This is a genomic window from Polynucleobacter sp. 35-46-11, from assembly GCF_002281105.1.
On sequence record NZ_NCFJ01000340.1, the window covers coordinates 1 to 2,794 of the forward strand.

The 2,794-nt window shown below is 47.1% G+C and carries 2 protein-coding genes; both read right to left on the minus strand.

The window, feature by feature from the left end; translation table 11 throughout:
* Window positions 1-218 precede the first annotated feature (218 nt).
* A complete protein-coding gene (dnaG, locus tag B7Y67_RS14540; RefSeq protein ID WP_293599253.1) occupies window positions 219-2,168 on the minus strand; it encodes a DNA primase in 1,950 nt (649 codons plus the stop codon).
* Between the two features lie 29 nt (window positions 2,169-2,197).
* The gene (locus B7Y67_RS14545; RefSeq protein WP_293599254.1) at window positions 2,198-2,644 is read right to left on the minus strand and encodes a GatB/YqeY domain-containing protein; all 447 of its coding nucleotides are present in this window, start codon (window positions 2,642-2,644) and stop codon (window positions 2,198-2,200) included.
* Between the last annotated feature and the right edge of the window lie 150 nt (window positions 2,645-2,794).

A 2,794-nucleotide genomic window follows, 5' to 3' on the forward strand; every position in this document is an offset into this window, starting at 1 on the left:
GCACTTACTCACGTTACTGATGATTGTTCTCGACTGCTTAGGCGCAGCTACTTTATCCACTTGCCCCAAATTTCTTCAAAATAAAGCGCAAGTGGCTGAATTAAATCGGTTTTTTTCTGGGAATAGAGGATTATAGTCGATTGCGACTTTTTTACCCCTTTTCATACTGAAAATATAGGGTAAATTTCGGGTTTTACTAAGGCTAAATCAGAAAATTCTTAGGAGAATTTCAATCTTTCGCCCAGCTCGCGATATCGAGCCCGATCTTGCTCTGTAGCGGTGCTACCAGCAATCTTTTGAGCAATTTCCGTCATTTCCATTTTGAGGTGGGTGAGCTCGAGCTTTTTGAATGCCCCCTCAAGGTCCGCAACTGCACCATCGAGGTCTAAATCTGAACCCATCACCCGTTTTCTCAATACCTCATAGAGCGGAGCTAGCTCACTTCGGGATAACTGCTCTTGGAATAAAGCAAAAGCGCCGGCACCAACTGAGGGTGGCTTGCCATTCTCACCAGGAATCAATTCAATACGATCGCATTGACTCAACAAATCCCTCATCAGCTCCAATGCTTTTTCCGAACGCAACTCAGAGGCCTGCAAGGCAAGCGCCCTTTTGTTGGCATCCAAGGCTTTTCCTAGATGCGGAAACTGAATCAAGACTCGCAACATCTGCTCAGCTAAATCGGTAGGGGCTTGAGGAGGTGGAATATTTTGTACTGGCGCTCTTTTTGCTGAACCTTTAGATGCTTGCCAGGGTGCGCCCTGTGTTCTGTTGCCGCTATTGGCTTGTACGAAGTTGGGTGCACGTTGATTTGTTGCCGCATAAGAACCCAGCTGCACTGGTGCGGGTGCTACCGTTAATCCACAGAAAGACTCTAACTCTGCAGGAGTTGAATTTGTGCGTATAGCCAACTCACGCAAAATTTGCGTACGCAGAGCGATTGGTGGCATTGATAACAGCAAAGGTTTTGCAGCATGGTGTGTTTGCGCTCTACCTTCTGGCGTTGTCAACTCATGATCTTGACTAACAATCTTGAAGAAAAAACTCGAGATCGACATAGCTTCTTTGATGACTTTTTCAAAGGCCGGCGCACCATAGGCGCGGACATAGCTATCGGGATCATGCTCTGTCGGCAAGAATAAGAAACGAATCTCTTTGTCATCCGACATCAATGGAAGACATGCCTCTAATGCACGTTGCGCAGCACGCTGACCAGCAGAGTCGCCATCAAATGAAAACACTACTTTATCTGTTTGGCGCAACAACATGCGCACGTGATTCGCAGTACAGGCTGTGCCCAAAGTTGCTACCGCATTCGGGAAACCTAATTGTGCGAGCGCCACGACATCCATGTAGCCCTCACATACGAGAACATATTCTTGTGAGCGAATGGCTTGTCTTGCTTCGAATAATCCGTACAGCGTATTGCCTTTAGAGAACAGTGGTGTCTCGGGTGAATTTAAATACTTTGGCTCACCTTGATCTAAGATGCGCCCACCAAAGCCAATGGTTTGACCTTTAGGATTACGAATCGGGAACATGATGCGATCGCGAAAGCGATCGTAGCGTCTTGCAGTCTGATTATTGTCAGTCTGCTCACTCTGAATGAGTAATCCTCCTTCAAGCAAAGTCTTTGCCACTTCATCATTAGCATAAGTACCAAAGACTGCTTCAAGACCCTGCCAACCATCAGGCGCATAACCCAATGCATAGCGTTTGGCGATCTCACCAGTCAGGCCGCGCCCCTTGAGATATTCCACTGCACGCGGTGCTGTTTTGAGTTGCTGGCGATACCAATCGGCTGCTGCACTCATGACCTCACTTAAAGCCATGGTCTGCTGTTGACGTGCAACATCATTCGCAGTGCGCTCTTCACGAGGCACATCTAATCCTGCAGAACGAGCCAAGTCTTCAATGGCATCTACATAGCCAAGACCGGAATACTCCATGAGAAAGCTAATCGCAGAGCCGTGCGCCCCACAACCAAAGCAGTGATAGAACTGCTTTGTTGGTGATACTGAAAATGAAGGAGATTTCTCAGAATGAAAGGGGCACAAACCTTGAAAGTTCGCGCCCGCTTTTTTTAGTTTCACTTGCTGCCCAACCACATCGACGATGTCGACACGATTCAATAAATCGGCAATGAAGGATTGGGGTATGAGAGCCATCAGCAGTAGATGAGGCTTAGCTTGCTAACTTACTTAGCCAGCGCCGCTTTTACCAAACCAGAAACTTTACCCATATCGGCTTTACCCGCCAACTGACCTTTAAGCACACCAATGACTTTGCCCATATCTTGCGGACCAGCAGCACCAGTCGATACAACCGCTGCAGCTACCGCTGCTTCGACTTCAGCATCAGACAACTGTGCAGGTAAGTAGTCTTGTAGGATGACCATCTCGGCCGCTTCAATCGCAACTAAATCATCGCGATTGGCTTTTTCAAATTGAGAGATCGAGTCTTTACGCTGCTTAATCATCCTCTCAACAGTAGCAATCACACTCGTATCATCCATCACAATGCGATCATCCACTTCACGCTGTTTGATGGCCGCCAATAAAAGGCGAATCGTTCCAAGGCGCGCCACTTCTTTTGCACGCATGGCGTTTTTCATATCTTCAGTGATTTGATCTTTCAGACTCATGGCATTTTTTCCCGGTATTCAATATCTAATAAATTGCTGGCGATTCAAAAACAAAAACCCGCTGCGTTTCACCGTCAGCGGGTTTCAAAGCCTCTCGGTGAGGAGAGCTTTTAAATTCGATTAGTAAAGCTTTTTAGGCAACATCTGGCT

What these genes read in the sequence shown, in the direction of transcription:
- dnaG (WP_293599253.1), bottom strand. Translation starts at nt 2,168, where the DNA reads ATGGCTCTCATACCCCAATCCTTCATTGCCGATTTATTGAATCGTGTC.
- B7Y67_RS14545 (WP_293599254.1), bottom strand. Translation starts at nt 2,644, where the DNA reads ATGAGTCTGAAAGATCAAATCACTGAAGATATGAAAAACGCCATGCGT.